Below are 24262 nucleotides of genomic sequence, written 5' to 3'. Positions count from 1 at the left end.
TCCCTTATTCTTTATCTAAAAAGCGCACACTATCAGCTTTCAGTAAATCGACATTCTTACCGTTAATCGTTGCCGTAGCGGATTTCAGCGTAAAATGGATATCGTCAATCCCGTGACAAAAATCTTGCGTATACAGCGGGAGATCGTATGGGGTAACGAGAGGATCAACATCATGATTTTGCATATCTATCCCCAGAGTATTCAAACCGAATGGCGGAATCATCAACGTTTCCTCAGTTGCCATTCCATCAGCATTCTTCAGTTCAAGCGTAATATGCAAATTCGCCATGTTACGAATTTTATCTGTGCCAATCTGAAAAATTAGTGCGCATTCTTTCGGTTTAGCCGTTATCCCGCGAGAGAAAATTCTCTCTTTTTTCAGGGTTACTTTAGGTAAAGCATCCGCGTTGTTTTTTCGACTCTGAATATCCGCTGCGCATTTACTTAAAAATATTTTTTCCTCAACTTTCTTACCTACATATCGAGATGCTTTCTTGTAATACGACCAGGCTTTATCACAATCAGGTGCAGTACCTAAACCGTTATAATACATCCAACTCAACGGCATCGTTGAGCGCGAATTAGTACCATCATTTTCAACCTGCGTAAATAATGCCAGCGCTTTAGCGTAATCAGTGCGCCCTGTTGCGCCAGAATAATAGATTTTACCTAACGCAATCTGTGCATCGCTGTCCCCCTGCTTAGCCGCCTGTCCATACCATTTTTGTGCTTCCTGAATGTCTGGCTTAATCCCCCACTCATCGCCCTCTCCCCCCGAATAAATACCCCCCAAGAGAGATTGGGCCTCAACGACGCCTTTTTCCGCGGCGGCGCGAAACCATTTCAACGAGGCCGGCCTGGCTTTATAAGGCTCATCCACATAATGACCAGAGAAATCATTAAGGGTGAGTAACCCCAGTTGATAATCCATTTGTGGATCGCCGTCCTGCACCCATAGCGTAGCAAGGCGGAACGTTTTTTCCTGATTAAATCCGATACGACTAAAAAAAAGCGCATCGCTCTCTGGCCTATTATTTAGAAAATTAAATAGTGCATTAATAAATTCTGGTCGCTGCGATTTATCCGTATCGGCCAATACTTTTGCCGTGAAAATTTCTTGCGAAAACTTATCAATATATTCTTGCTCAATCAATAAATTATCCAGATTCATTTTCTTAGCATACTTATTGGCCTGAGCGCTATCTTTGGCCACTCCGTCGCCATACTGATAAGCATACTTCACATTATAACAGCCGTAGTTACCGCCAAGCTCACAGGCCTGCTTGTAATACTGCAACGCCTGTTCGCGATTCATCGGTACATTAAGGCCGTATTCATGGATAAACCCCAGTTCATCCAGAACCGAAGCTCTTTTTTCCACAGGCAAAGCATCAAGATCCTTCTGGGTAAGCGCAGCATATTTTACATCATCTTTACCGTTGTTCGCTGAAGCATTCACCTGGCTAACAAATAAAACACCCGCTAAAATACATAATGATAAAAATTTAATTTCCATAACGAATTCACTCCTTGAATAATATAATAAATGCGACTGCTGACGAACCTTCTGCCTGATAAACGCGCGCCATCACGCGGAAAGTTTGCTATCAGTCTCGGCGTTGTTGAATAAATCAAATTTTCAGGAGATGGACGGTTCTGATCATTGCCATCGTTTCAGAATCGGCTTCCTATGGCAAAGCAAAAGTTTAAAGTCACCCACCGGCCAGCAGCGCGGTTCGCTGACAGTCTGACTTGACGAGTCTGCTATTGCTACATGGAGCAACAGCGTACACAGCCTGAAGGCCGTGGCTAACCGCTACACTATACTGAGATGGCTCAGATAGCCACTACAGCTCAAGGAGATCGGAATATGAATGAGCACAAGGCTATGCTGACTCTCCCGATCGCCCCTATCGTGTTAACAATTTATCTCTTTTTTAGCTCAACTGTTTCAAAAACATAATATTTGCTAATTAACCCTCTATTTACCCGGCACACTCCCCGCACTACACTACTCCCAGCTTTTATACAGAGGTGGCAATGAACGATTATAAAATGACGCCAGGGGAGCTGCGTGCCACATGGGGTTTAGGGACCGTCTTTTCGTTGCGTATGCTGGGCATGTTTATGGTTCTACCAGTACTGACCACATACGGTATGGCGCTACAGGGCGCCAGCGAAGCATTAATCGGCATTGCGATCGGCATTTACGGGCTGGCGCAGGCTATCTTTCAAATTCCCTTTGGGCTGCTGTCCGACCGCATTGGCCGCAAACCGCTGATTGTCGGCGGACTGGCGGTATTTGTCGCGGGCAGCGTCATTGCCGCGCTCTCCCACTCAATCTGGGGCATTATTCTGGGGCGAGCGCTACAAGGGTCCGGCGCTATTGCCGCCGCCGTCATGGCGCTCCTGTCTGACCTCACCCGCGAGCAAAACCGTACCAAAGCGATGGCGTTTATCGGCGTCAGCTTTGGTATCACCTTCGCGATTGCGATGGTATTAGGGCCGATCGTTACCCATAGTCTGGGATTGAACGCGTTGTTCTGGATGATCGCCGCCCTCGCCACCCTGGGCATTATTTTGACGATCTGGGTGGTTCCCAACAATACCAACCATGTGCTGAATCGCGAATCCGGGATGGTCAAAGGCAGCTTCAGTAAAGTGCTGGCGGAGCCGAGGCTGCTCAAGCTCAATTTAGGCATTATGTGTCTGCATATTTTATTGATGTCCACCTTTGTCGCCCTGCCCGGCCAGCTTGCCGATGCCGGTTTCCCTGCCGCCGAACACTGGAAGGTGTATCTGGCAACCATGGTAATCGCCTTTGCCGCCGTCGTGCCTTTTATTATCTATGCTGAAGTCAAACGGCGGATGAAGCAGGTATTCCTGTTCTGCGTGGGACTCATTGTCGTCGCAGAAATCGTGTTGTGGGGAGCGGGCCAACATTTCTGGGAGCTGGTGATTGGCGTACAACTCTTTTTCCTCGCCTTTAATCTGATGGAGGCGCTGCTGCCTTCGCTTATTAGCAAAGAATCGCCCGCGGGGTATAAAGGAACGGCGATGGGCGTCTATTCTACCAGTCAGTTTCTTGGCGTGGCGCTTGGCGGCTCGCTGGGCGGCTGGATAGACGGCACGTTTGATGGGCAAACCGTTTTCCTTGCCGGGGCCGTACTGGCGATGGTATGGCTGGCGGTGGCAAGTACCATGAAAGAGCCGCCCTATGTCAGCAGCCTGCGTGTGGAAATTCCAGCGGATATCGTTGCTGACGACAGACTAAAACAGCGACTGTTGGAAATGAAAGGCGTAAGCGAAGCGCTGATCGTGGCGGAAGAGCATTCCGCTTACGTCAAAATCGACAGCAAAGTGACCAATCGCTTTGAAGTTGAACAGCTTATCAGCAAAGGATAAATACTGCATTGCCGGATGGCGGCGAGGCTCTATCCGGCATAACAACTTAATCGCGGAAGTTTTTGAACTGGAACGGCTGGCCCAAATCACCGCCGCGAACCAGCGCCATTACCGATTGCAGATCGTCACGTGATTTGCCCGTCACGCGAATCTCTTCCCCCTGAATTTGCGCCTGCACCTTCAGTTTGCTGTCTTTAATCAGCTTGACGATTTTCTTCTGCACGGCGCTTTCAATGCCCTGCTTCAGCTTCGCTTCCACATACCAGGTTTTACCGCTATGCACGAACTCGTCCGGTACATCCAGCGAAGCGCCTTCAATACCGCGTTTAAGCAGCTTGGCGCGCAGAATATCGAGCAACTGATTGACCTGGAAATCGGACTCGCTCAGCACCTTGATGGTTTTATTGGCATCGTTCAGTTCAATAGTCGCCTCTACGCCACGAAAGTCAAAACGAGACTCAACCTCGCGAACCGCGTTATCCACGCCGTTACGCGCTTCCTGCAGATCAACTTCAGAAACAATATCGAAAGATGGCATCTTTTCTTCTCCCTTCATTTTCGTTGCGTTGCATAATACCTGCAACGAGGCTTAACGAGAAGCTTAGCTGATGACGCTATAATTAGCGCTATAACACCTGGCGCTGTTGCAGGTGAGGAGGAACAATGAAAATTACTGTACTGGGATGCGGAGCCTTAGGACAACTTTGGCTTTCGGCACTGTGCAAACATGGACATGACGTACAGGGCTGGCTACGGGTGCCACAACCTTATTGCAGCGTAAATCTGATCGATACCGATGGTTCCTTTTTCAACGAATCACTGACGGCAAACGATCCGGATTTTTTGGCGAAGAGCGAACTGTTGTTAGTCACGCTGAAAGCGTGGCAGGTTTCCGACGCAGTACGAACCCTGGCGTCAACCCTACCGGTGACGTCGCCTATTCTGCTCATTCATAATGGAATGGGAACCATAGAAGAACTGCAAAATATCCAACAGCCGATGTTGATGGGGACTATCACCCATGCTGCGCGCCGCGACGGTAATATCATTATTCATGTCGCTAACGGTACTACGCATATTGGCCCGGCACGCGAGCAAGACGGCGATTACAGTTATCTCGCCGATATCCTGCAGGGGGTACTGCCCGATGTCGCCTGGCATAACAATATCCGCGCAGAGATGTGGCGCAAACTGGCGGTCAACTGTGTTATCAACCCGCTCACCGCGCTTTGGAACTGCCCGAACGGCGAGCTGCGCCATCATACTGATGAAATCAACGCGATTTGCGAAGAGGTCGCCGCCGTGATTGAACGTGAAGGCTACCACACATCGGCAGACGATTTACGCTATTATGTTGAGCAAGTGATTGACAGTACGGCAGAAAACATCTCATCCATGTTGCAGGACGTGCGCGCCATGCGCCATACCGAAATTGACTACATCACCGGTTATTTACTCAAGCGCGCCCGCGTGCACGGTCTCGCCGTTCCGGAAAATAGCCGCCTGTTTGAAATGGTAAAGCGAAAGGAGAGTGAGTATGAGCGCTCAGGCACTGGTATGCCTCGCCCCTGGTAGTGAAGAGACCGAAGCGGTCACCACTATCGATCTGCTGGTTCGCGGCGGAATCCACGTCACTACCGCCAGCGTCGCCAGCGATGGCAACCTGACGATTGTCTGCTCGCGCGGCGTGAAGCTGCTGGCGGATGCGCCGCTGGTTGAAGTTGCCGACGGCGATTATGACATCATCGTGTTGCCCGGCGGAATTAAAGGCGCCGAGTGCTTTCGCGACAGCCCGCTGCTGGTCGAAACCGTAAAACAGTTTCACCGCTCCGGGCGTATTGTCGCAGCCATTTGCGCCGCAGCCGCTACAGTGCTCGTGCCGCACGATATCTTCCCTATCGGCAATATGACCGGTTTTCCGGCGCTGAAAGATAAGATCCCCGCCGAACAGTGGCAGGATAAGCGTGTGGTGTGGGATGCGCGGGTAAAATTATTAACCAGCCAGGGACCGGGTACCGCTATCGATTTTGGCTTGAAAATCATCGACCTGTTGGTTGGTCGTGAAAAAGCGCATGAAGTGGCTTCGCAACTGGTGATGGCGGCGGGGATTTATAACTACTACGAATAAGAATGATTGCCGGATGGCGGCGTAAACACCTTATCCGGCCTACAAAACGGTACAGTCTGTAGGCCGAATAAGCGGCAGCGCCATCCGGCAGTTATTTTACGGGCGTTCGCCCTGCGCCAGACGCGCATTAATATGCGCAATCACCCCAGATAAATCCGCCAGTGAATCCACCACGTAATGCGCCCCGGCGGCGTACAGCTTGCTGGCCGCGTGCTCGCGGCGGACCGCAACGTCCTCTTTCGACATTGTCTGATAGGCGTCCCATGTTGCGCCGAATTCGTTACCCGATACCGCCAGCCCCACCGTCCACATCCCCGCGTTAAGCCCCTCGCTAATGCCCGGCGCGGCATCATCTACCTTCACGCAGTGCGCGACCGCATCAATGCCCAGCGCAATCACGTTTTGCAGCGCCATCCACGGCCCCGGGCGACCACCCGCGGCCAGGTCGTCCGTTGCTACCCAATGATCCGGACGATAGCCATGCTCGGCGGCGGCGGGAACCAGGCGCTCCATCACCGCTCGTGGGTAACCGGAGCAGGAGCCTATCTTGATGCCCTCGGCTCGTAGCGCCGCGATCGTGTCGATAACTCCGGCAATAGGAGAAGAAAAATCGACAACTTTAGCAATCTGTAACGGCATGAAAGCGGCGTAGATGGCATCAATATCTGCTGCGCTCATGGAGCGACCAAACTTTGCCTGCCAGCGCGCGTCAACAGCAGGTAATTTTCCCAGCGCTTCAATGTGTTGCCATTTACCCAGCCCCATTGGCACGCGTGCTTCGGCGAGGGTGATCTCCACATCAAATGCCTGACGGAACGCCTCGACGAAAATTTGCGTCGGCGCGAAGGAGCCAAAATCGACGGTGGTGCCCGCCCAGTCGAGAATAACAGCGTGAATACGGTTCATCATGGTTCCTTATTTCGTCCAGTACATGGCGGTACGAATGGCGGTCAGCAGGGCAGTGATATCGGCGGCATATACTTCGCCAATGTTGCCGATGCGGAAGCAGTCGCTTTGCGACACTTTGCCAGGATAGATAACAAAGCCCTGCTCTTTGAGGCGGCGATAAAATTCGCTAAAGCGATACTGCGGGTCTTCCGGTGAATAAAAGGCGGTGATAATGGGCGAATGAAGCTCGTCATCCAGCAGCGTGTTAAAGCCCAGCGCCCGCATTCCGGCCACCAGGCTGCGCTGATTTTGCTGATAGCGTTGATGACGTGCCGCCACGCCACCTTCTTTCGCCAGCTCTTTCAGCGCCTGTGCAAACGCCAGGACGGTATGTGTGGGCGAAGTAAAACGCCATTTGCCGTGGTTATCCTCCATGCAACGCCACTGGGCGTAGAGATCTAACGACAGCGAGCGGGAACGCCCTTTGCACGCGGCCAGTTTTTGCTCGCGGGCAATCACGAAGGCAAAACCCGGCACGCCCTGAATGCATTTATTGGCGGAGCTGATCAGATAGTCGATGTGTAATGCTGCAATATCCATGGGGATGCCGCCGAAGCTACTCATGGCGTCAACGATGTAGGTTTTGCCATAGCGATGCGCCAGAGTGCCCACCTCATCAATGGGGTTGAGCATCCCGGTGGTCGTTTCGCTATGCACCATGGCGATATGGCTGATCGTCGGGTCGGCGTTGAGGATCGCGTCGATCGCCTGCACGTCCGGGCGCGCAACTTCGCCGCAGTCGTAAGCGTGATGGGCGATACCCATAAGGCCGGCCATCTCGACCATTCGTGCGCCGTATGCACCGTTGCTGACGATCAGCACCTTATCCTGCGGACCCAATGCGCTGCCCAGTACGGCTTCCACAGCATAGCTGCCGCTGCCTTGCAGTAGTACGGAGGTGTAGCCTTCGGAGGCCGTTGCCAGTTCGGTCAGCTGCTGGCGGATCTGTTCCACCACGCCGATATTGTAATCATCATCCCAAGTACAGCTATCGAACAACATCGCTTCTTTCACGGTACGAGAGGTGGTGAGCGGGCCAGGAGTCAGCAACAGATAGTTACGCGAAGTCATGTTATTTACCTTTGGTCTATACCAGATTGCATTTATCATGACGATCTTTGCCGCGACGGGTCAAAGAGAAAATCGCGCTGCAACAAAAAATTCATCTCTGCTTGTATAATGGCGGCAGGCAAAACGGAAGCGAGTAAGCATGAAATCTATCCCGGGCGATATCCCGCAGTACCTGTTGATCAAGGCACAGCTTCAGGCACGTATTCAGAGCGGTGCGTTGAAAAGCGGTGATAAACTGCCGTCTGAACGCGAACTGTGCGCGATCTTCAACACCACGCGCATTACTATTCGCGAAAGTCTGGCACAGCTGGAGTCCAGTGGGCTTATCTGGCGCGCCGATCGTCGCGGTTGGTTCGTTACGCCGGAACGCCTGTGGCTGGATCCGACCCAGAACACCAACTTCCATAAGCTTTGCCGCGAGCAGGGGCGGGAGCCAAAAACCGCGCTACTGAGCGGCGTGTTAACCACCGTGCCTATCGAGGTCATGGAGCCCCTCCAGCTCCAGCCGTTTGATCAAATCTATCTGCTGACCCGTCTGCGTTACGCCGATGGCCGCGCCGTGTGCTACTGCGAAAACCATTGTTTGCCCGCCCGCGTGCCTGAGCTGCTGCAGTACGATCTCAACGGCAGCCTGACCGAGGTATACGAGTCGCACTACAACCTCGTCTATACCAGCATGCATCTGTCGTTCTACCCCACCGCCATGCCTGCGCAGGCCGCACAGGCGCTGGGAGTTATGGAAGGACGCCCGGCGCTGTTACTGCGCCGCCTGAACTACGATCAACACGGGCGAGTGCTGGATCTGGATATCGAATACTGGCGTCACGACAGCCTGCGTATTGAGGTAGATACCCACTAGCGGATGCGCCGGATGTTGGCTGCGGGACTTATCCGGCCTACCAATCGTATCGTCTCACGGCTATCCGGATAAACGCAGCATCATCCGGCGTGGACTGATTTATTTCTCTTTCATCGTTTTGTCATATAAGCCGTTTAGCGTAAAAAGCAAACCTGGTATAGGCCAGAAAATGCAACGTACGCTATGAGGCTATTACGATGAAACTTTCCCGACTTGCTCTGCTGTCTGTCTTCGCTCTCGCCAGCGCCCCGTCATGGGCGGAATCGGTGGTCACGGTGTACTCCATCGACGGGCTGCACGATGGCGATAACAGCTGGTACCAGGTGCAGTTTGACGCATTCACCAAAGCGACCGGCATTACCGTACGCTATGTTGAAGGCGGTGGTGGCGTGGTAGTGGAACGTCTGGCAAAAGAGCGCACGAATCCACAGGCCGACGTGCTGGTAACCGCGCCGCCATTCATTCAGCGCGCCGCCGCCAAAAAGCTGCTGGCGAACTTTAACACCGACGCCGCATCGGCTATCCCCGATGCCAACAACCTTTATTCGCCGCTGGTAAAGAACTATCTGAGCTTTATCTACAACAGCAAGCTGCTGAAAACTGCCCCGGCGAGCTGGCAGGATCTGCTTGACGGTAAATTCAAAAATAAACTCCAGTATTCCACGCCAGGTCAGGCCGCTGACGGCACGGCGGTGATGCTGCAGGCTTTCCACAGCTTCGGCAGTAAAGATGCCGGTTTTGCGTATCTCGGCAAGCTGCAGGCCAATAACGTCGGGCCATCTGCCTCTACCGGCAAGCTAACCGCGCTGGTTAATAAAGGTGAAATCTACGTCGCTAACGGCGACCTGCAAATGAACCTCGCGCAGATGGAACGTAACCCGAACGTGAAAATCTTCTGGCCGGCCAACGACAAAGGCGAGCGCAGCGCGCTGGCCATCCCTTATGTCATTGGCCTGGTCCAGGGGGCGCCGCAGAGTGAAAATGGTAAAAAGCTGATTAACTTCCTGCTGAGTAAAGAAGCGCAGACTCGCGTCAGCGAACTCTCCTGGGGAATGCCAGTACGCAGCGACGTGACGCCGAGCGACGAACATTACAAGGCCGCCACTGCCGCGTTAGAAGGCGTGCAGAGCTGGCAGCCAAATTGGGATGACGTAGCCGTTTCGCTGTCGGCAGATATTAGCCGTTGGCACAAAGTGACCGAAAGCGAGTAAGCCTGATGCTGATGAAAACGACTGCCGTTCACGTCCCTGCATCGCAGGGGACATCGGGGATAGTCCTCGACTCGCTGCGCGTTGCGTATCACGGCAACGTGGTGCTTAAACCGCTCTCTTTGACGATTGAACCTGGCGAAGTGCTGGCGCTGATTGGCCCATCAGGATCTGGAAAAACGACGGTGCTGCGTGCGGTTGCGGGCTTTGTGCAACCTGCAGGCGGTCGTATTCTGATTGGCGATACGGACGTCACCCATCTGCCACCCTATAAACGCGGGTTGGCGATGGTGGTGCAGAACTACGCCTTGTTCCCGCATCTGAAAGTGGAAGACAACGTCGCTTTTGGCCTGCGTGCGCAGAAGCAGCCAAAGGCGCTAATTAATGAGCGTGTAACGCAGGCGCTGAAAACGGTTGGCATGAGTGATTACGCCGCCCGTTATCCGCATCAACTTTCCGGCGGCCAGCAGCAACGCGTGGCCATCGCCCGCGCGATTGCCGTGCGCCCGCGCGTGCTGTTGCTGGATGAACCACTGTCAGCGCTGGACGCACAGATTCGTCATAATATGGTGGAAGAAATCGCCTGTCTTCACCGTGAGCTGCCGGAGCTCACTATTCTCTACGTCACCCACGATCAAACGGAAGCGCTCACCCTGGCCGATAAAATCGGCATTATGAAGGATGGCTCGCTGATTGCTCACGGCGAAACCCGCGCGCTATATCAGCATCCGCCCAATCGTTTTGCCGCCGAATTCTTAGGTCGCGCCAATATTCTCTCCGCCATCGCGCTGGGGATAACGGAGGCTCCGGGGCTGGTGGACGTCAGCTGCGGCGGTGCGGTGATTCGCGCGTTCAGCCGGGGCAGCCACCACGGTTACAACAAACTGCTGTGCATTCGTCCTCAGCACCTCAGCCTGACGCCGCGTTCGGCCTACAGCAACCGCTTCAACGCCACACTGCAATCGGTGCACTGGCAGGGCGATTTAACCCATCTGCTGTGTGACGTTGCTGGCGAAACGGTGCGAATGGTGTTGACGCATGTCAATCCGCTGCCGCGCGTGGGCGACAAGCTGGCGCTGTGGTTCGAACCGGATGATGCGGTCCTGATTGAGGTATAACCATGTCACTCATTTTACCTCTGGAAAAACCGGCGCTTAACCTACGCCCACTGCTGTGGCTGCTGCTCCCGTTGCTGGTGCTGGCGACGCTGTTTTTCTGGCCTCTGTCGCTCATCGTTGAACAGGCGCTACGCGGTGCTAATGGCGAGATCGGGCTCGAGACCTTCCGCCAGGTGGTCGACTCGAAACGCTTTGTCGGCGCGTTGCTGAACACGTTGCAAATCGCCTTTTTCGCCACCGCCGGTTGCCTGCTGCTGGGCAGCGTGATGTCGCTGATTCTGGTGTTTATTCCTTTCCCCGGCAGCGAGTTGATTGGTCGGGTCGTCGATACTTTTATTGCGCTGCCGACCTTCCTGATTACGCTGGCGTTCACCTTTATTTATGGGTCAGCGGGTCTGCTCAACGGTACGCTGATGAGCCTGTTTGCCTTTGAGCTACCGCCGGTGGATTTTCTCTACTCGATGCAGGGCGTCATTCTGGCGGAGATCACGGTGTTCACTCCGCTGGTGATGCGGCCACTGATGGCCGCGCTGCGGCAAATTGATAAAAGCCAGCTAGAGGCAGCCAGCATTCTGGGGGCGCACCCGTTACGGGTGATTGGGCAGGTGATTTTCCCGGCGGCGCTACCGGCGCTGATGGCTGGTGGCAGCCTGTGCCTGCTGTTGACCACTAACGAGTTTGGCATCGTACTGTTTATTGGCGCGAAAGGGGTTAACACCCTGCCGATGATGGTTTACAGCAAAGCGATTCTGGAGTCCGACTATACGGTCGCCTGCATGATTGCGTTGATTAACATTGTCTTGTCGCTGGGGCTGTTCTCCCTCTATCGCCTGGCGGCATCGCGTACCGGCGTAAGGAGCCAGCCATGCTAATTTGGTCACCTAAAGGACGCGCAGCGGCGGGCGTTGTGGCTAGCGTACTGTTTATCGTGTTCTTTTTCCTGCCGCTGGCGGTGATTCTAATGTCCAGCCTTAGCCAGCAGTGGAACGGTATTCTGCCGAGTGGCTTCACGCTGAACCACTTTGTTAACGCTCTGCACGGTGCGGCATGGGATGCCCTACTTGCCAGCCTCACGATTGGCTTTTGCGCCAGCCTGTTTGCGCTGCTTTGCGGCGTTTGGGCGGCGCTGGCGCTGCGTCAATATGGGGTGAAAACGCAGAAATGGTTAAGTATGGTGTTCTATCTGCCGAGTGCGATTCCGTCAGTGTCCGTGGGTCTGGGCATTCTGGTTGCTTTCAGCCAGGTGCCATTGCAAATGAACGGCACCCTATGGATTGTGCTGACAGCGCACTTTGTGCTGATTTCCGCCTTTACCTTCAGTAACGTGTCGACCGGACTGGCGCGCATTTCCGCCGATATTGAAAACGTCGCGTCGAGTCTGGGGGCATCGCCCTGGTATCGTCTGCGTCACGTGACGTTGCCGTTATTGATGCCGTGGATGGTGTCAGCGCTGGCGCTGAGTTTATCGCTCTCCATGGGGGAGTTGGGCGCGACGATGATGATTTATCCGCCGGGCTGGACGACGCTGCCGGTAGCTATCTTTAGCCTGACCGACCGTGGAAATATTGCCGACGGCGCGGCGCTGACTATTGTGCTGGTGGCCATTACGCTGCTGCTGATGATGAAGCTGGAGCGCATTGCAAAACGGTTGGGGCAGAAATAAAACGGTAGGCCGGGTAGGACATAGCCGCCACCCGGCAAAGGAATTACGGACGATACACTTTCACGTTTTCAAAGCCCTGCTCGCGCAGATAGAGCGCCTGCAGGCGGCTCATTACCCCGCGTTCGCACCACAGCAGCCAGGTTTTGCTCTGATCGAGGTCGCCAAATTTAGTGCTCAGCTTGTAGAACGGCAGCGAAACGACGTCCACACCTTCCACTTTCAGCGGCTTGTCATCCTGCTCATCCACAGAACGGATATCCAGAATCACGTCGTTCGGGCCGAAACCGCTCACGGTTTCTACTTCCACCACCTCCTGCTGGGTCTGCTGGGCGATTTCACGAATATCGACGTTGTTCGCTTCTTCTACCACCTTATCGAGAATACTGAAGTCGAAATTTTCTTCTTCGGCTTCAATTTTCGCTTTAATGGCTTTCACCGTCGGACTTTTTGAAATCACGCCACAGTATTCCGGCATCGTACGGGCAAAATCTTCCGTACCAATCTGGCGCGCCAGGTTGATAATGTGCTCTTTATCGTAAGAGATCAGCGGGCGCAGGATCAGCGTGTCAGACACGTTATCGATCAAGCGCAAGTTGGTTAGCGTCTGGCTGGATACCTGGCCCAGCGCTTCGCCGGTCACCAGCGCCTGTACGCCGTAACGTTCCGCCACTTTCGACGCCGCGCGTACCATCATACGTTTGAGCACCACGCCCATCTGGCCGTCGTCAACTTTCTCCAGAATCTCGCCGACCACCGGTTCGAAGTTAATCGCCACAAAACGCACGCGATGGGAGCTGCCAAAGCGGTTCCACAGGTAATGCGCCACCTGGCGAACGCCGATTTCATGCGCCGCGCCGCCAAGGTTAAAGAAGCAGTAGTGTACGCGACAGCCGCGACGCATCAGCATATAGCTGGAGACGCCGGAGTCAAAACCGCCGGAGATCAGCGACAGCACATCTTCCTGGGTGCCAATCGGGAAACCGCCAATACCTTCATAACGCCCTTTGATCAGCAGCAGGCGATCATCTTCCACTTCCAGATGCACCGTCACATCCGGGTTAGTGAGCTTCACGCGCGCCGATTCAATATGCTGATTTAATCCGCCGCCAACATAGCGCTCCACTTCAATGGAGCTAAACTCATGCTTACCGCGACGTTTTACCCGCACGCAGAAGGTTTTGCCTTCAAGCTGTTCGCGATACTGCGCCAACGCTTTCTCGAAAATGTCGTGCATATCGGTGAACGGCACATCTTCGACTTCAAGAATATGGTGAATCCCCGGGATGCGGGTCAGCGCGTCGCGAATCGCCAGACGCTGGTTTTCATCTTTGGCGCGAACTTCAATGTTATCCCAGTGACGGACAACCGCGAGGGTCTCATCGTAGTGCTTTAAAACGTTACGGATGTTCCCGGTTAAAATTTTTATAAAGCGCAAACGCACAGATTGGCTTTTGATAGTGATTTCCGGGAACAATTTAATGATAAACTTCATGGCGGCAATGGTTCTTTAGCAAGCTATCTAAGGCTTGTCGTGGAGAAATAGTACAGCAGCCCATACCTACGGCTGCATCCAGGCGCGGAAGTATATCACTATCACGGACATCTTGCGCATTTCCCCTTACCATTGCGCGTTATTTGCTTATCAGTGTGAGTCCGTTACCATAGACTTGTACTGCCATTACAGAGAGTCAAACAGTCATCATGCCGAAGAAAAATGAGGCGCCCGCCAGCTTTGAAACTGCGCTGAGCGAGCTGGAACATATTGTTACCCGCCTGGAAAGCGGCGATTTGCCGCTGGAAGACGCGCTGAATGAATTCGAGCGCGGCGTACAACTGGCGCGTCAGGGGCAGGCAAAACTGCAGCAGGCGGAACAGCGCGTGCAAATTTTGCTGTCTGATAATGAAGAGGCTTCACCTGAGCCTTTTATCGCGGATAATGAGTAAATGGACTTTACGCAGCAGCTACAGGCTTGCGTAACGCAAGCGAATCAGGCGCTGAGCCGTTTTATCGCGCCACTGCCCTTTCAGAACACTCCCGTGGTCGAAGCCATGCAGTATGGCGCATTATTAGGCGGTAAACGCCTGCGGCCATTTCTGGTTTACGCCACCGGTCAAATGTTTGGCGTCAGTACGGCAACGCTGGATGCGCCAGCTGCGGCGGTCGAATGCATTCATGCCTATTCGCTGATCCATGACGACCTGCCAGCAATGGACGATGACGATTTGCGTCGCGGCCTGCCGACTTGCCATATTAAATTTGGCGAAGCCAACGCAATCCTGGCGGGAGACGCGTTGCAGACGCTGGCGTTTGCCATTATCAGCGACGCGCCGATGCCGGAAGTCGCCGATCGCGATCGTATCGCGATGATCGCCGAACTGGCAAACGCCAGCGGTATCGCCGGTATGTGCGGCGGTCAGGCATTGGATCTGGCGGCAGAAGGCCAGCGGATCACTCTGGACGCGCTGGAACGCATTCATCGCCATAAGACCGGCGCGCTCATTCGCGCCGCCGTTAGACTTGGCGCATTGAGCGCGGGCGATAAAGGACGGAATACTCTGCCGATACTTGACCGCTATGCAGAGAGTATCGGCCTTGCCTTCCAGGTTCAGGATGACATTCTGGATGTGGTGGGCGATACTGCAACGTTAGGTAAACGTCAGGGCGCAGACCAGCAGCTTGGCAAAAGTACCTACCCTGCACTTCTGGGTCTTGAGCAAGCCCGGAATAAAGCCCGGGACCTGATAGAGGACGCCCGTCAGTCGTTACATCAGCTGGCCGCGCAATCACTGGACACCTCGGCACTGGAAGCGCTAGCGAACTACATAATCCAGCGTGATAAATAACCCCCATATCCAATGAGCTTGCGATGAGTTTTGATATAGCCAAATACCCTACCCTGGCATTGGTCGACTCCACCCAGGAGTTACGACTGTTACCGAAAGAGAGTCTGCCGAAACTCTGCGACGAGCTACGCCGCTACTTACTCGACAGCGTAAGCCGTTCCAGCGGGCATTTCGCTTCCGGGCTGGGCACGGTAGAACTTACCGTGGCGCTGCATTATGTCTACAACACCCCGTTTGACCAGCTAATCTGGGATGTTGGACACCAGGCTTATCCACATAAAATCCTTACCGGTCGTCGCGACAAAATCGGCACCATTCGCCAGAAAGGCGGTCTGCACCCGTTCCCGTGGCGCGGAGAAAGCGAATACGATGTGCTGAGCGTTGGGCATTCCTCCACCTCCATCAGCGCCGGTATCGGTATTGCCGTGGCGGCGGAGAAAGAAGGCAAAGATCGCCGCACCGTCTGTGTGATTGGCGACGGCGCCATCACCGCCGGTATGGCGTTTGAAGCAATGAATCACGCAGGCGATATCCGGCCCGACATGCTGGTCATTCTGAACGACAATGAAATGTCGATTTCGGAAAACGTCGGCGCGCTCAACAACCATCTGGCGCAGCTACTTTCCGGTAAGCTTTACTCTTCTCTGCGCGAAGGCGGAAAAAAGGTCTTCTCCGGCGTACCGCCAATTAAAGAACTGCTCAAGCGTACCGAAGAACATATTAAAGGCATGGTTGTGCCGGGCACACTGTTCGAAGAGCTGGGCTTTAACTACATCGGGCCGGTCGATGGTCACGATGTCATGGGGCTTATCAGCACATTGAAGAACATGCGCGACCTGAAAGGGCCGCAGTTCCTGCATATCATGACCAAGAAAGGCCGCGGCTATGAGCCCGCGGAAAAAGATCCGATCACTTTCCATGCGGTGCCTAAATTTGATCCCTCCAGCGGATGTTTGCCGAAAAGCAGCGGCGGTCTGCCCGGTTATTCAAAAATCTTCGGTGACTGGCTGTGTGAAACCGCCGCCAAAGACAGCAAGCTGATGGCGATCACCCCGGCAATGCGCGAAGGTTCCGGCATGGTGGAATTTTCACGTAAATTCCCGGATCGCTATTTTGACGTCGCCATCGCCGAGCAGCATGCCGTCACCTTCGCCGCAGGTCTGGCGATTGGCGGCTATAAGCCCGTCGTGGCGATCTACTCTACTTTCCTGCAACGCGCCTACGATCAGGTCATCCATGACGTCGCTATCCAGAAACTGCCGGTCATGTTCGCCATCGATCGCGCCGGTATCGTTGGCGCGGATGGACAAACACACCAGGGCGCGTTCGATCTCTCCTATCTGCGCTGCATCCCGGATATGGTGATCATGACGCCAAGCGACGAAAACGAATGTCGCCAGATGTTATTTACCGGGTATCACTATAACGACGGCCCGACGGCAGTACGTTATCCACGCGGTAATGCGCAGGGCGTGGCGCTAACCCCGCTGGAAAAACTGCCTATTGGTAAAGGCCTTGTGAAGCGTCATGGCGAAAAACTGGCGATTCTGAACTTTGGCACCTTAATGCCTGAGGCGGCGAAAGTCGCCGAAGCGCTGAACGCCACGCTGGTCGACATGCGCTTTGTTAAGCCGCTGGACGACACGTTAATTCTGGAGATGGCCGCGCAGCATGACGCGCTGGTGACGCTGGAAGAAAACGCCATTATGGGCGGCGCTGGCAGCGGCGTAAACGAAGTGCTAATGGCCCATCGTAAACCTGTACCTGTGCTGAATATCGGTCTTCCGGATTTCTTTATCCCGCAAGGAACGCAGGAAGAAGCCCGCGCGGAACTGGGGCTTGACGCCGCAGGCATTGAAGCCAAAATCAAGGCCTGGCTGGCATAATCCCCTCTTTGCTCCTGCTATGCTTGAAGAGTGACGGGTATAACAGGAGCGGAGTCATGCAATACAACACGTTAGGAAATACAGATCTTCGGGTATCCCGCCTTTGTCTGGGCTGTATGACATTCGGCGAGCCGAGTCGCGGCAATCACGCCTGGACGCTTCCCGAAGAGAGCAGCCGTCCCATCATCAAGCGCGCCCTTGAGGGCGGCATTAACTTTTTTGATACCGCCAACAGCTACTCCGACGGCAGCAGCGAAGAGATTGTCGGCCGCGCGCTGCGTGATTTCGCCCGGCGCGACGAGGTGGTGGTAGCGACGAAAGTCTTCCATCGCGTCGGCGATCTGCCGGAAGGATTGTCCCGCGCGCAAATCCTGCGCTCTATTGACGATAGCCTCACCCGTCTGGGAATGGAGTATGTCGATATCCTGCAAATCCACCGCTGGGATTACACCACGCCGATAGAAGAGACTCTGGAAGCGCTAAACGACGTGGTGAAGGCGGGTAAAGCCCGCTATATCGGCGCTTCCTCAATGCACGCCTCACAATTTGCCCAAGCGCTGGCGCTACAAAAACAACACGGCTGGGCGCCGTTTGTCACCATGCAGGATCACTATAACCTGATCTACCGCGAGGAAGAGCGTGAGATGCTACCGCTGTGCTGGCAGGAAGGCGTCGCCGTGATTCCGTGGAGTCCGCTGGCGCGCGGGCGCTTAACTCGCCCCTGGGGAGAAACCACGGCCCGGCTGGTCTCGGATGACGTGGGCAAAAATTTATACGCTGAAAGCGATAAAAATGATGCGCAAATAGCGGAACGGCTGGCTGGCGTCAGCAAGGCGCTTGGCGCAACGCGAGCGCAGGTCGCGCTGGCCTGGCTACTCAGTAAACGAGGCGTCGCCGCGCCGATTATCGGCGCTTCGCGTGAAGAGCAGTTAGATGAGTTGCTGAATGCCGTTGATTTAACGCTCAAACCGGAGCAGATTGCTGAACTCGAAACGCCGTACAAACAGCATCCGGTGGTGGGATTTAAATAATCTGCCATTGCCCGATGGCGCGGCGCTTATCGGGCCTGCGAAATCGACATATTGTTCGGGGATAGGCCGGATAAGGCGTTTACGCCGCCATCCGGCAAACCCTTTAAATAATACCGAGCGGCCAGTGATGACCGATAAAATACAGTATGCCGGCGGATATCACGCCGGCGACGATATCATCGATCATAATTCCCATGCCGCCGTGCACGTTGCGATCAAACCAACGGATCGGCCAGGGTTTCCACATATCCAGAATGCGGAAAATAACGAACCCGGCAGCCACCCACTGCCAGTCCGTCGTCGGCAACGCCATCAGCGTTATCCACATACCGATAAATTCATCCCAGACAATACTGCCGTGGTCGTGTACGCCCATATCTTTCGCCGTCTGATGGCAAAGATAAACGCCAATGCAGATCCCAAACATCACGACCAGCGAATAAAGCTGCCACGGCAGAAACGTCATCAAATACCAGAAGGGGATCGCCGCCAGCGAGCCCATCGTGCCCGGCACCACGGGGCTCAGCCCGCTGCCAAAGCCGGTAGCGAGCAGGTGCCACGGATTGCGCAAATTCAGGCGACTTTTCGCAACATCTTTATGGCGTGGCAAAATGGTCATATCCTTTCCAGTCAAAAGTGACAGGTTCTCCGTCACGCACAAAGGCGATCCCTTCGATATCCGCCGTCATTTGCCCGATACAGGTAAACGGCACGCCCAGATGACCAAGCGCGACATCCAGCGCGCCACGGTTCAGCTCCGGGACGGTAAAGCACAGTTCATAATCTTCGCCGCCGGATAACATCCAGCGAAGCTTTTGTTCGGGATCATTGGCATGTCCCCACAGTTCTTCGGAGTCAGGCAGCGCCTCCAAATCGATTCGCGCGCCGCAGTTGCTGGCTTGCAGAATGTGACCAAGATCGGAGATCAAACCGTCGGAAAGATCGATCGCTGAACTGGCGAGATCGCGTAGCGCCTGCCCTTGTAAAATACGCGGCGTCGGGCGCAGATGGCGTTTGACCAGATAGTCGGCATCCCCCCAGCTTCCCACGCGAAAATCACCCCGTAGAATCGCCAGCCCGGCAGCGCTATCGCCCAACGTGCCAGTAACATAAATCCAGTCGCCCGGTTTTGCGCCAGAACGTTTCAACGCCCGACCGACTGGCACAAGGCCATGAATACCTAGCGTCATCGACAGCGGGCCGCGCGTGGTATCGCCGCCAATGAGCTGCATGTCGTAGTAATCCAGTTGTTCAAACAGGCTGTCGCTGAACGCGGCAAGCCACGCCTCATCGACGTCAGGAAGCGTGAGCGCCAGCGTTAACCATGCCGGATCGGCGCCCATCGCCGCCAGATCGCTTAAATTCACCGCCAGCGCTTTATACGCCAGATCGGCAGGATCGATATCGGGTAAGAAATGGATGCCCGCCACCAGCGTATCGGTACTGATCGCCAGGGTCTGTTTTTCAGGAATATTCAGGAGCGCGCAATCGTCGCCAATACCGGTTTCAACATCAAGACGAGAGCTTTTTACACGGTCAAAATAACGGGCAATCAGGGAAAACTCGCCACATGCCATACGTTATGCCTCAGCAGAAAAAAAGAAAAGGCCGGAGACGGCGGGTATCGATCGCCCGCTATCTTTCCGGCCTGTGAATCACTTTTTGTTGGGACGAATCACCGGAGCTGCTTTATCCAGTACGCCGTTGACGAATTTGTGGCTGTCTTCAGCGCCAAAGGTTTTCGCCAGTTCAATCGCTTCGTTGATGGCCACTTTATAAGGCACATCGCTGCGTTTTGACAGCTCAAACAACGCAATACGCAGCACGGCTTTTTCAACCTGTCCCAGCTCTTCAAGCAGGCGGGACAGATACGGTTTCATTAAACCATCCAGGTACGCGCTGTTAGTCGCCACCCCGGATAGCAGTTCACGGAAATAGAGAACGTCGACGTCTTTTACGTCCTGTTCCGCCAGGAACTGGTATTCAACATCAGCGATGTCGTTCTGGGACAACTGCCAGGAGTAAAGCGCCTGGACGGCACACTCACGGGCGCGGCGACGAGCAGCAGGTTTCACGGAATTCCCCTTACAAAAAATCAGGCCTTAATGGCTTTCAATACATTAATCATTTCAAGCGCGGTCAGCGCAGCTTCTGCGCCTTTATTACCGGCTTTTGTACCAGCACGTTCGATGGCTTGTTCAATACTCTCGGTGGTCAGAACACCAAAGGCTACCGGCACGCCGCTGTCCTGGGCAACGCTTGCCAGGCCATTGCTGGCGCCGCCTGCCACATATTCAAAGTGCGCAGTCCCCCCGCGAATCACGGTTCCCAGCGCAACCACGGCGTCGTATTTACCGCTTTTCGCCAGCGCTTCGGTCGCCAGCGGCAGTTCATAGGCGCCAGGCACCCACACTACGGTAATATTATCATCTTTTACCTGACCAATACGCGTCAGGGCATCAACCGCGCCATCCAGCAGGCTGTCGTTGATAAACTGATTGAAACGCGCAATAGTGATGGCGACACGAGCGTCAGGGGCTGCAACGTTAGCTTTAATAATGTTCATATTCTCTCTTCCAGGGTTCATTTGGCCCCGCAGGGGGGCGGATTTTATCATAATAATTTGAGCGCTGCTCCCCTTTCGACGGGAGAACTCATGCGCTCACCATATGCAGGCAAACATCCGGGCCGACATGACGTATTTCGCTGAAGGTAAATTGCGGCGCGTCGGCGAGCTTCTCAAGCCCCGGCAATTCGCATAATCCCCGCGCCTGGGTTCCCAACAATTTAGGCGCGACATAGACAATCAGTTCATCCACCAGCCCGGCTTGCAGCAACGCGCCCGCCAGTCCCGGTCCGGCTTCAACCCATATGCTATTAATCTGCTGCCTGCCTAACTGCATCATCAGCACAACCAGATCCAAATGTCCGTTGTGCGCCGGCACGCTGATAGTACGAACCGAATCGGGCCACGCGCGGCTATCTTCCTGGGTACGCGCAATCCACGTTTCGCCAGGCTGCTGCACAATACGATGCGCAGGCGTTACCCGGTTTTGGCTGTCGATAACAATTCGCACCGGCTGGCGCAGATTTTCCTGCGGGTAAGACGCCTGCGTAGAGGCGTCTAACTCCGCCCAACGCACCGTCAAGGCCGGATCGTCAGCCAATACCGTCGCGCTACTGGTTAAGATAGCGTGACTTTGCGCACGCAAGCGCTGAACGTCGCGCCGGGCCTGCGGCGAGGTGATCCACTGGCTTTCGCCGCTGGCCATCGCCGTCCGTCCGTCGACGGAGGCGCCCAGTTTAAGCTGAAGATAAGGGAATCCGGTACGCATCCGTTTGAGGAAGCCTTTATTGAGCGCCTCCGCTTCACTCATCATTAACCCGTGGCTGACCGCAATACCCGCCTGTTGCAGGCGATACAGTCCGCGCCCGGCGACCTGTGGGTTCGGGTCCTGCATCGCGGCGACCACGCGCGCGACGCCAGCCGCAATCAGCGCATCGCAACATGGCGGCGTTCGCCCATGATGGCTACAGGGTTCAAGCGTGACATAGGCGGTTGCGCCTTTGGCTTTTGCGCCCGCCATCCGCAGCGCATGGACCTCGGCGTGCGGCTCTCCGGCGCGCTGGTGATAACCTTCGCCGACGATGTCGCCATTGTTAACAATGACACAGCCGACATTAGGGTTCGGGTGAGTGGTGAAACGTCCACGCTGCGCCAGTTTGAGCGCTCGCGCCATGTAAAACTCATCCTGCATGGCTTAGTCCTGTAGGCGAGCGATTTCTTCGCCAAAGTCTTTGATATCTTCGAAACTGCGATAGACGGAGGCAAAGCGAATATACGCGACTTTATCGAGTTTTTTCAGCTGCTCCATGACCAGGTTGCCAATCATCTTGCTGGGAACTTCACGCTCCCCAGTGGCACGTAATTGTGACTTAATATGGTTCAATGCCATTTCAACATCATCTGCGCTGACGGGTCTTTTTTCCAGCGCTCTCAACATGCCGCTACGCAGCTTATCCTCATTAAAGGGTTCGCGCACATCGTTGCTTTTTATCACGCGCGGCATGACCAGTTCAGCCACTTCAAAGGTCGTAAAGCGTTCATTACACACCAGACACTGCCGACGGCGGCGCACGGACGAGCCCTCGCCTACAAGACGAGAGTCAATGACTTTGGTATCTACGGCGAAACAAAATGGGCAATGCATACGGCGTCCTGACCAGATGATTTAGAAAACACTATTTTACCCTGAACTGGCGCGACAACAAAGGCGGAGCGCTTTTGAGATAAAGGATCGGTGCCTTTGTGCGTATAGCGCACTACCATTACGCTATCGGACCACGAAGGAAATCATCGACATGACAAGACGTTACCTAAGAATTCTCCTGGTGGGAAGTCTCTTGAGCCTGACCGCCTGCGCGCCGCAGAGCGAAGTTCGCCAGATGCATCAAAGCATTAGCACCCTGAATAAAGAGATGACCCAACTGAATCAGGAAACGGTAAAAATTACCCAACAAAATAAGCTGAATGCGGAGTCAACCCGCGGCGTCTATTTGTTGCCTGGCGCCAATACGCCTGCCCGGCTGGAGAGCCAGATCGGTACGCTACGTATGACATTGCTGGAAATTACGCCTGTCGCAGACGGCGCTCACGCAACGTTACACATTCAGGGCGAGTCCCGCGATCCGCTGCCGGCATTCAGCGCTACCGTAGAGTACGGGCAACTTCAGGGCACTACGGAGAACTATCAGGAGGTGAATGCACAGAGCCTTCTGGTAAATGCCCCTGCCAGCTTGCTGGCGCCCAGTGATGTCAATATTTCGTTACCGTTGAAGGGGATCACACCGGCGCAGTTAGGCTTCATTCGCATCCATGATATTCAGCCTGTTAATCAATAAACGTTCTGGCGGAGCGTTTTGTGCGTTCCGCAACATCCCCCGCGCGACTTTTGTTGCCCTACTGACATTTCCGTCATTTATGACATGGATTGGTAATATTCATGAAAGATAGTACTGTCGCCGCGTCTAAAATGCGCAAACGTGAACGCAATCGATTACGTAAATGATAGATATGTGAAACAAGACATATTTTTGTGAGCAATGATTTTTATAATAGGCTCCGCAGAAACACGAAATATTTAGAAACGCAAATTGCGTTCTTTTCACTCCCGCAAGGGATTTCAAACAGTGGCATACATATGAAAAAAACTTTACTCGCAGTCAGCGCAGCGCTGGCGCTCACCTCATCTTTTACTGCTAACGCAGCAGAAAATGATCAGCCGCAGTATTTGTCCGACTGGTGGCACCAGAGCGTAAACGTGGTAGGCAGCTACCATACCCGTTTCTCGCCGAAATTGAACAACGACGTCTATCTGGAATATGAAGCATTTGCCAAAAAAGACTGGTTTGATTTCTACGGCTATATCGATATTCCCAAAACCTTTGATTGGGGTAACGGCAACGATAAAGGTATCTGGTCCGACGGTTCTCCGCTGTTCATGGAAATCGAACCGCGTTTCTCGATTGATAAGCTGACCGGCGCAGACCTGAGCTTCGGCCCGTTTAAAGAGTGGTATTTCGCCAACAACTACATCTACGATATGGGCGATAACAAAGCCAGCCGCCAGAGCACATGGTATATGGGTCTGGGGACCGATATCGACACAGGCCTGCCGATGGGTCTGTCGCTGAACGTGTATGCGAAATATCAGTGGCAAAACTACGGCGCGTCCAATGAAAACGAATGGGACGGCTACCGTTTCAAAGTGAAATACTTCGTCCCCATCACCGATCTGTGGGGCGGTAAACTGAGCTATATCGGCTTTACCAACTTTGACTGGGGATCTGATTTAGGCGACGATCCGAACCGTACCAGCAACTCCATCGCTTCCAGCCATATCCTGGCGCTGAACTACGATCACTGGCACTACTCGGTCGTTGCGCGTTACTTCCATAACGGCGGACAGTGGCAGAATGGCGCAAAACTGAACTGGGGCGACGGCGATTTCAGCGCGAAATCTACCGGCTGGGGCGGCTACCTGGTCGTGGGTTACAACTTCTAAACCTGCAAAAAAGGCCAGAGGTCGTCTTCTGGCCCG

25 protein-coding genes and 2 pseudogenes are annotated in these 24262 nt (G+C 54.2%); 15 read left to right on the top strand and 12 right to left on the bottom strand.

Annotated elements, in window-relative coordinates:
* Positions 1-4 precede the first annotated feature (4 nt).
* Entirely contained in the window at positions 5-1516 is a 1512-nt protein-coding gene (locus N7E69_RS14160) for a tetratricopeptide repeat protein (RefSeq protein ID WP_000403146.1), read from the bottom strand.
* A gap of 524 nt (positions 1517-2040) precedes the next feature.
* Between N7E69_RS14160 and N7E69_RS14155 the strand changes: the two genes are divergently transcribed.
* Positions 2041-3405, top strand: a complete 1365-nt coding sequence (locus N7E69_RS14155; RefSeq protein WP_001000925.1) for an MFS transporter — start codon at positions 2041-2043, stop codon at positions 3403-3405.
* A gap of 46 nt (positions 3406-3451) precedes the next feature.
* On the opposite strand, the gene N7E69_RS14150 is transcribed toward N7E69_RS14155, so the two are convergent.
* Complete coding sequence (locus N7E69_RS14150) at positions 3452-3943, bottom strand: YajQ family cyclic di-GMP-binding protein (RefSeq protein WP_001138913.1); 492 nt, start codon at positions 3941-3943, stop codon at positions 3452-3454.
* A 125-nt stretch (positions 3944-4068) separates the two neighbouring features.
* Between N7E69_RS14150 and panE the strand changes: the two genes are divergently transcribed.
* Positions 4069-4980, top strand: a complete 912-nt coding sequence (gene panE / locus N7E69_RS14145) for a 2-dehydropantoate 2-reductase (RefSeq protein ID WP_000705816.1) — start codon at positions 4069-4071, stop codon at positions 4978-4980.
* Complete coding sequence (yajL, locus tag N7E69_RS14140) at positions 4943-5533, top strand: protein deglycase YajL (protein ID WP_001275809.1); 591 nt, start codon at positions 4943-4945, stop codon at positions 5531-5533. The genes panE and yajL overlap by 38 nt, the downstream gene beginning before the upstream one ends.
* Before the next feature lie 8 nt (positions 5534-5541).
* Here the strand turns inward: yajL and N7E69_RS24585 are convergent.
* From N7E69_RS24585 to phnW, 3 genes and pseudogenes are all read right to left on the bottom strand, one after another.
* Positions 5542-5624, bottom strand: a pseudogene (locus N7E69_RS24585) (hypothetical protein); the annotation flags it as partial.
* A 5-nt stretch (positions 5625-5629) separates the two neighbouring features.
* Positions 5630-6439 (bottom strand): phosphonoacetaldehyde hydrolase, encoded by an 810-nt coding sequence (phnX, locus tag N7E69_RS14135; protein ID WP_001675137.1) that lies wholly within the window; start codon positions 6437-6439, stop codon positions 5630-5632.
* 9 nt (positions 6440-6448) lie between these two features.
* Positions 6449-7552 carry a 2-aminoethylphosphonate--pyruvate transaminase gene (gene phnW / locus N7E69_RS14130; RefSeq protein WP_000203973.1) on the bottom strand — a complete coding sequence of 368 codons (1104 nt, stop codon included), beginning with the start codon at positions 7550-7552 and terminating at the stop codon, positions 6449-6451.
* Positions 7553-7691: 139 nt separating this feature from the next.
* Here phnW and phnR point away from each other — a divergent pair, with 139 nt between their 5' ends.
* The 5 genes from phnR to phnV all read left to right on the top strand — a co-directional run bounded on the left by phnR (position 7692) and on the right by phnV (position 12400).
* A complete protein-coding gene (gene phnR, locus N7E69_RS14125) occupies positions 7692-8411 on the top strand; it encodes a phosphonate utilization transcriptional regulator PhnR (protein ID WP_000836263.1) in 720 nt (239 codons plus the stop codon).
* A gap of 197 nt (positions 8412-8608) precedes the next feature.
* The gene (phnS, locus tag N7E69_RS14120) at positions 8609-9622 is read left to right on the top strand and encodes a 2-aminoethylphosphonate ABC transporter substrate-binding protein (protein WP_000778013.1); all 1014 of its coding nucleotides are present in this window, start codon (positions 8609-8611) and stop codon (positions 9620-9622) included.
* A 5-nt stretch (positions 9623-9627) separates the two neighbouring features.
* Entirely contained in the window at positions 9628-10737 is a 1110-nt protein-coding gene (gene phnT / locus N7E69_RS14115) for a 2-aminoethylphosphonate ABC transport system ATP-binding subunit PhnT (protein ID WP_000928799.1), read from the top strand.
* 2 nt (positions 10738-10739) lie between these two features.
* On the top strand, positions 10740-11609 hold the full coding sequence (gene phnU / locus N7E69_RS14110) for a 2-aminoethylphosphonate ABC transporter permease subunit (protein ID WP_000052717.1): 870 nt from the start codon (positions 10740-10742) through the stop codon (positions 11607-11609).
* A complete protein-coding gene (phnV, locus tag N7E69_RS14105; RefSeq protein ID WP_000909797.1) occupies positions 11603-12400 on the top strand; it encodes a 2-aminoethylphosphonate ABC transport system, membrane component PhnV in 798 nt (265 codons plus the stop codon). The genes phnU and phnV overlap by 7 nt, the downstream gene beginning before the upstream one ends.
* 43 nt (positions 12401-12443) lie before the next feature.
* On the opposite strand, the gene thiI is transcribed toward phnV, so the two are convergent.
* Positions 12444-13892, bottom strand: coding sequence for a tRNA uracil 4-sulfurtransferase ThiI (thiI, locus tag N7E69_RS14100; RefSeq protein ID WP_000668652.1), 1449 nt, complete (start codon positions 13890-13892; stop codon positions 12444-12446).
* 209 nt (positions 13893-14101) lie between these two features.
* Here thiI and xseB point away from each other — a divergent pair, with 209 nt between their 5' ends.
* From xseB to N7E69_RS24580, 5 genes and pseudogenes are all read left to right on the top strand, one after another.
* Positions 14102-14344: an exodeoxyribonuclease VII small subunit gene (xseB, locus tag N7E69_RS14095; RefSeq protein WP_001124944.1), complete on the top strand. Its 243-nt coding sequence runs from the start codon at positions 14102-14104 to the stop codon at positions 14342-14344.
* Positions 14345-15244, top strand: coding sequence for a (2E,6E)-farnesyl diphosphate synthase (gene ispA / locus N7E69_RS14090; RefSeq protein WP_000348074.1), 900 nt, complete (start codon positions 14345-14347; stop codon positions 15242-15244).
* A 23-nt stretch (positions 15245-15267) separates the two neighbouring features.
* Complete coding sequence (gene dxs / locus N7E69_RS14085) at positions 15268-17130, top strand: 1-deoxy-D-xylulose-5-phosphate synthase (RefSeq protein ID WP_000006777.1); 1863 nt, start codon at positions 15268-15270, stop codon at positions 17128-17130.
* A gap of 56 nt (positions 17131-17186) precedes the next feature.
* On the top strand, positions 17187-18161 hold the full coding sequence (locus N7E69_RS14080; RefSeq protein ID WP_001199872.1) for an aldo/keto reductase: 975 nt from the start codon (positions 17187-17189) through the stop codon (positions 18159-18161).
* Positions 18162-18168: 7 nt separating this feature from the next.
* Positions 18169-18260, top strand: a pseudogene (locus N7E69_RS24580) (hypothetical protein); the annotation flags it as partial.
* Positions 18261-18264: 4 nt separating this feature from the next.
* On the opposite strand, the gene pgpA reads toward N7E69_RS24580, so the two are convergent.
* The 6 genes from pgpA to nrdR form a co-directional block, all read right to left on the bottom strand.
* On the bottom strand, positions 18265-18780 hold the full coding sequence (pgpA, locus tag N7E69_RS14075; protein WP_000154063.1) for a phosphatidylglycerophosphatase A: 516 nt from the start codon (positions 18778-18780) through the stop codon (positions 18265-18267).
* Positions 18758-19738, bottom strand: coding sequence for a thiamine-phosphate kinase (thiL, locus tag N7E69_RS14070; RefSeq protein WP_000742083.1), 981 nt, complete (start codon positions 19736-19738; stop codon positions 18758-18760). Before thiL ends, pgpA begins: the two co-directional genes overlap by 23 nt.
* Before the next feature lie 78 nt (positions 19739-19816).
* Positions 19817-20236 carry a transcription antitermination factor NusB gene (nusB, locus tag N7E69_RS14065; RefSeq protein WP_000801129.1) on the bottom strand — a complete coding sequence of 140 codons (420 nt, stop codon included), beginning with the start codon at positions 20234-20236 and terminating at the stop codon, positions 19817-19819.
* A gap of 20 nt (positions 20237-20256) precedes the next feature.
* Positions 20257-20727, bottom strand: a complete 471-nt coding sequence (gene ribE, locus N7E69_RS14060; protein ID WP_001021372.1) for a 6,7-dimethyl-8-ribityllumazine synthase — start codon at positions 20725-20727, stop codon at positions 20257-20259.
* Between the two features lie 88 nt (positions 20728-20815).
* On the bottom strand, positions 20816-21919 hold the full coding sequence (ribD, locus tag N7E69_RS14055) for a bifunctional diaminohydroxyphosphoribosylaminopyrimidine deaminase/5-amino-6-(5-phosphoribosylamino)uracil reductase RibD (protein WP_001150229.1): 1104 nt from the start codon (positions 21917-21919) through the stop codon (positions 20816-20818).
* A gap of 3 nt (positions 21920-21922) precedes the next feature.
* A complete protein-coding gene (gene nrdR / locus N7E69_RS14050; RefSeq protein WP_000543533.1) occupies positions 21923-22372 on the bottom strand; it encodes a transcriptional regulator NrdR in 450 nt (149 codons plus the stop codon).
* Between the two features lie 151 nt (positions 22373-22523).
* On the opposite strand from nrdR, the gene N7E69_RS14045 reads away from it, so the two are divergent.
* Both N7E69_RS14045 and N7E69_RS14040 read left to right on the top strand, forming a co-directional pair.
* Entirely contained in the window at positions 22524-23063 is a 540-nt protein-coding gene (locus N7E69_RS14045; RefSeq protein WP_000198484.1) for a DUF3251 domain-containing protein, read from the top strand.
* A 299-nt stretch (positions 23064-23362) separates the two neighbouring features.
* Positions 23363-24226, top strand: a complete 864-nt coding sequence (locus tag N7E69_RS14040; protein WP_000752021.1) for a nucleoside-specific channel-forming protein Tsx — start codon at positions 23363-23365, stop codon at positions 24224-24226.
* The last annotated feature ends 36 nt before the right edge of the window (positions 24227-24262 follow it).

Origin of the sequence: Salmonella sp. 3C, from assembly GCF_025426275.1 — a bacterium.
GTDB classification, from domain to species: Bacteria; Pseudomonadota; Gammaproteobacteria; order Enterobacterales; family Enterobacteriaceae; genus Salmonella; species Salmonella enterica.
Note: the sequence above shows the minus strand (reverse complement) of the source record. Positions and strands in the feature narration are given on the sequence as shown.

Excerpts from the sequence above, each read along its gene's own strand:
- N7E69_RS14160 (WP_000403146.1), bottom strand. The coding sequence starts at position 1,516 with ATGGAAATTAAATTTTTATCATTATGTATTTTAGCGGGTGTTTTATTT.
- N7E69_RS14155 (WP_001000925.1), top strand. The coding sequence starts at position 2,041 with ATGAACGATTATAAAATGACGCCAGGGGAGCTGCGTGCCACATGGGGT.
- N7E69_RS14150 (WP_001138913.1), bottom strand. The coding sequence starts at position 3,943 with ATGCCATCTTTCGATATTGTTTCTGAAGTTGATCTGCAGGAAGCGCGT.
- panE (WP_000705816.1), top strand. The coding sequence starts at position 4,069 with ATGAAAATTACTGTACTGGGATGCGGAGCCTTAGGACAACTTTGGCTT.
- yajL (WP_001275809.1), top strand. The coding sequence starts at position 4,943 with ATGAGCGCTCAGGCACTGGTATGCCTCGCCCCTGGTAGTGAAGAGACC.
- phnX (WP_001675137.1), bottom strand. The coding sequence starts at position 6,439 with ATGAACCGTATTCACGCTGTTATTCTCGACTGGGCGGGCACCACCGTC.
- phnW (WP_000203973.1), bottom strand. The coding sequence starts at position 7,552 with ATGACTTCGCGTAACTATCTGTTGCTGACTCCTGGCCCGCTCACCACC.
- phnR (WP_000836263.1), top strand. The coding sequence starts at position 7,692 with ATGAAATCTATCCCGGGCGATATCCCGCAGTACCTGTTGATCAAGGCA.
- phnS (WP_000778013.1), top strand. The coding sequence starts at position 8,609 with ATGAAACTTTCCCGACTTGCTCTGCTGTCTGTCTTCGCTCTCGCCAGC.
- phnT (WP_000928799.1), top strand. The coding sequence starts at position 9,628 with ATGCTGATGAAAACGACTGCCGTTCACGTCCCTGCATCGCAGGGGACA.
- phnU (WP_000052717.1), top strand. The coding sequence starts at position 10,740 with ATGTCACTCATTTTACCTCTGGAAAAACCGGCGCTTAACCTACGCCCA.
- phnV (WP_000909797.1), top strand. The coding sequence starts at position 11,603 with ATGCTAATTTGGTCACCTAAAGGACGCGCAGCGGCGGGCGTTGTGGCT.
- thiI (WP_000668652.1), bottom strand. The coding sequence starts at position 13,892 with ATGAAGTTTATCATTAAATTGTTCCCGGAAATCACTATCAAAAGCCAA.
- xseB (WP_001124944.1), top strand. The coding sequence starts at position 14,102 with ATGCCGAAGAAAAATGAGGCGCCCGCCAGCTTTGAAACTGCGCTGAGC.
- ispA (WP_000348074.1), top strand. The coding sequence starts at position 14,345 with ATGGACTTTACGCAGCAGCTACAGGCTTGCGTAACGCAAGCGAATCAG.
- dxs (WP_000006777.1), top strand. The coding sequence starts at position 15,268 with ATGAGTTTTGATATAGCCAAATACCCTACCCTGGCATTGGTCGACTCC.
- N7E69_RS14080 (WP_001199872.1), top strand. The coding sequence starts at position 17,187 with ATGCAATACAACACGTTAGGAAATACAGATCTTCGGGTATCCCGCCTT.
- pgpA (WP_000154063.1), bottom strand. The coding sequence starts at position 18,780 with ATGACCATTTTGCCACGCCATAAAGATGTTGCGAAAAGTCGCCTGAAT.
- thiL (WP_000742083.1), bottom strand. The coding sequence starts at position 19,738 with ATGGCATGTGGCGAGTTTTCCCTGATTGCCCGTTATTTTGACCGTGTA.
- ribE (WP_001021372.1), bottom strand. The coding sequence starts at position 20,727 with ATGAACATTATTAAAGCTAACGTTGCAGCCCCTGACGCTCGTGTCGCC.
- ribD (WP_001150229.1), bottom strand. The coding sequence starts at position 21,919 with ATGCAGGATGAGTTTTACATGGCGCGAGCGCTCAAACTGGCGCAGCGT.
- nrdR (WP_000543533.1), bottom strand. The coding sequence starts at position 22,372 with ATGCATTGCCCATTTTGTTTCGCCGTAGATACCAAAGTCATTGACTCT.
- N7E69_RS14045 (WP_000198484.1), top strand. The coding sequence starts at position 22,524 with ATGACAAGACGTTACCTAAGAATTCTCCTGGTGGGAAGTCTCTTGAGC.
- N7E69_RS14040 (WP_000752021.1), top strand. The coding sequence starts at position 23,363 with ATGAAAAAAACTTTACTCGCAGTCAGCGCAGCGCTGGCGCTCACCTCA.